Raw genomic sequence first — 2887 nt, 5'->3', positions numbered from 1 at the left:
ATCCGTCTTTCTCCCCAGAAAATTGGCGCGATAGTAATAATGACGGTATTTTTGACCAGTCCTACGATCCGTCTTTCTCCCCAGAAAATTGGCGCGATAGTAATAATGACGGTATTTTTGACCAGTCCTACGATCCGTCTTTCTCCCCAGAAAATTGGCGCGATAGTAATAATGACGGTATTTTTGACCAGTCTTACGATCCGTCTTTGTTTTAAGACACTCCTAATCAAAACTCTAACCGAGAGGGTGCATCTCATTTTTACTGTTTGACCCGGTGAGTGTAACAGGCATCTTGCCTGTTACAGTTTTCGGACGGGCTGTCCCAACACTGGGAAAGAGGTGGAAAATCAGAGCCAGCCTTTTGGTGGTGCGTTACGGGGCGGACTATCCCAACCCTGGCTACGAGGCTAAAAATAAGGGCAAGTCCGCCCCTAACACACCCTACGCACTAATTGAAAACCACTATATCTTCATCAGCAACAGACTGATTATTTCAACTTAAGGAGAAACAAATGCGGTTTGGATTATTTTCTTCTCTGATCACAGCCACCATTATCATTACTTCTGTTATACCTGCCTATGCTGAACCCTACAGGTCTTGGATTAACCATGATGCTTTAGCTGATAATCCACGCACCTATTGCAACGATATTGTAGCTGCTAATCGGCAAAATAATATTGTTTCTACTGAGAGTACTAGCAGTCTATCCCATCAGTTTAATCGGGAATACTCTCAAGAATCTAACAGCTTCTATAACCGCGCTGCTGGAGGTGGAGGTGGTGTCAGTATTTTTGGAATTCGAGGTAATGCTAATGGTAAAAAAGAAACAAATCGTCGCAATAGTCAAGCTACAAATCAAGTCCAAAGTGGTCGGAATCATCAGCAATATGGACAGCGTTATCATCACGATCTCTCAAGTGTTACCAACGTAGTAGCTGGATTAAACTGTGAAGCATTCGTTAAAGGTGCTGCGTATATAGAAGCAACACAACTCAATGCTGATGTTCAACATCATGCGATTGATGCTAAAGAGAGTATGAATCGTCTAGAACTAGAACGTCAACTACAGAATAATTTTTTCTACATGTTGATGAATCCGTAGTCTCGAAACACCCCTAGGGTAAACGCAAGCCTCTACCTTAGGGGCAAGATATTTGTCTGAGACCGTTATTGAACAGATTCCCAAGTATTTTCGTTTTTTTGGAAAGTGTCATGAAGCGCAAAATAATCTTAGGTACAGCTCTAGTTATTTCGATTTTAGGTAATTCTACAAATGCCTTAGCTGAGGAAGATCATAAAATCGAGGGTAGTTATCAGAATCAATCAACTCCCGATAAAATCGAGAGTAGTGATCAGAATCAATCAACTCCGGAGCCTGCTGTTGTTATTCCCAAAAACTCCGCTGTTGTGGTTGCTTTTCCTAATCATGTTGATTTTCTAATTAAGGAAAACCAAAGTTTATTACTGAATCTAGTTTTAGCCCAGCCAATCAAAGATAATTCTGGCAAAATCGCTATTCCAGCTAATTCGATAGTGCCCGCTAAGTTAGTTCCCTCAGCTAGCGGAGCTAAGATATTAGTTGAATCAATTGTTGTAGAAGGTAAATTGTTACCATTGCGAGCGGAGAGTCCAGTAATTCCCGCTAGTGAAATCACAGTCAATAATAGTGATCAGCAAGCCAAGAAACGTACTCGTACTTCTGGAATACAAGGGATGGCAATCGGTTGTTTAGTAGACAGCGTATTTGATATCTTTGGTCAAGATTGCAGTAGTGATTCTCAACGTATTGGTGGTACAGCTGGTATTTTAATATCAACATTCGTTCCTCAAGACAACTCCGAAGTTGTGAGAGTTGTCCAAATTACTCAGGGAAGTGTTTTTGTTTTATCTATGGAACAAGAGTAGCTTGACAGCAGTTTTCATTTGAGTAGACCACAAAATCGGGAGTCGGGAGCGGTGCGACCCGTGGCGAATTTAATTACGGGTCAAGCGCACTCCCTGGGAGTTGGGAATATGGGGGATTACCAACTAGTACTTTGGTTTATCGATATGCGATCGCTTTTTCTGTGGCGTTGCATAAATGCGGGATGATTTTAATAGTTTTGTGGCATGGGCATCTGGCTGTGGCATGAGCCTCTTAGTAGAACAGGCATCTTGCCTGTTTCATTTCCGACCAGGCAGGCATCTTGCCTATTTCATTCCCGAGCAGGCATCTTGCCTGTTTCATTTCCGAGCAGGCATCTTGCCTGTTTCATTCCCGAGCAAGCAGCATGCCCACCCCACTCCTATTCATCCGAAGATTCAGCAATTCTAACAAAGCTGAAACTATGTATCATACACTGAAATCGATTGTTGTAATTTCAGGCTCTAGCATTATTCCCATCGTGAGCCTAACTATGGGAGCAGTGGCTCAGTCTACTCCACCCCCAGGAGTGAACCTTCCCACCGAAACCCCTGAAAGAATTCAGGAAACTATTCCCACCCCATCCGATTTACCGCCTCCTGTTCGTGAAGAATCTCCAGCATCACAACCTCAGCCAAACCTAGAAATTCCTTCCTCTCCCCAACTCCCTGAAGTTACAATTCCACCCAGTGTGCCATTCTTCGTCACAGAAGTGGAGGTCTTGGGCAATACCGTTTTGCAAAAAGAAATTGCAGATAAAAAAAACCAATATGAGAACCGTGAAGTAAGGTTTGAGGAGTTGCTTCAACTGCGTTCTGCCATTACTGAGCTCTACATTGAAAATGGTTACATCACTTCTGGCGCATTTTTGCCCGTCCAAGACTTTAGCAAAGGTGTTGTGAAAATCCAGGTGGTTGAGGGTGACTTAGAACGGATTGAACTGGAGGGATTAAACCGTCTGCGGGAAGGATATGTGCGCAGTC

6 protein-coding genes are annotated in these 2887 nt (G+C 43.1%); all 6 read left to right on the top strand.

Translation table 11 applies throughout. The features are described from left to right. Positions 1–215, top strand: a 215-nt coding sequence (locus tag F6K38_RS38635) for a hypothetical protein (protein WP_287360231.1), incomplete at its 5' end; no start/stop codon positions are given. 297 nt (positions 216–512) lie between these two features. After that, positions 513–1103, top strand: a complete 591-nt coding sequence (locus F6K38_RS38630; RefSeq protein ID WP_287313259.1) for a hypothetical protein — start codon at positions 513–515, stop codon at positions 1101–1103. Positions 1104–1213: 110 nt separating this feature from the next. Next, a complete protein-coding gene (locus F6K38_RS38625; RefSeq protein WP_287360229.1) occupies positions 1214–1906 on the top strand; it encodes a hypothetical protein in 693 nt (230 codons plus the stop codon). Between the two features lie 60 nt (positions 1907–1966). Further along, the gene (locus F6K38_RS38620) at positions 1967–2092 is read left to right on the top strand and encodes a hypothetical protein (protein WP_287360227.1); all 126 of its coding nucleotides are present in this window, start codon (positions 1967–1969) and stop codon (positions 2090–2092) included. 13 nt (positions 2093–2105) lie between these two features. Next, the gene (locus tag F6K38_RS38615; protein WP_287360226.1) at positions 2106–2315 is read left to right on the top strand and encodes a hypothetical protein; all 210 of its coding nucleotides are present in this window, start codon (positions 2106–2108) and stop codon (positions 2313–2315) included. Between the two features lie 13 nt (positions 2316–2328). Next, a partial coding sequence (locus F6K38_RS38610; protein WP_287360225.1) for a POTRA domain-containing protein occupies positions 2329–2887 on the top strand: 559 nt, incomplete at its 3' end.

The sequence above is a fragment of the Moorena sp. SIO3B2 genome, assembly GCF_010692525.1.
Taxonomy (GTDB): domain Bacteria; phylum Cyanobacteriota; class Cyanobacteriia; order Cyanobacteriales; family Coleofasciculaceae; genus Moorena; species Moorena producens.
This window is presented reverse-complemented; position numbering and strand designations above follow the sequence as displayed.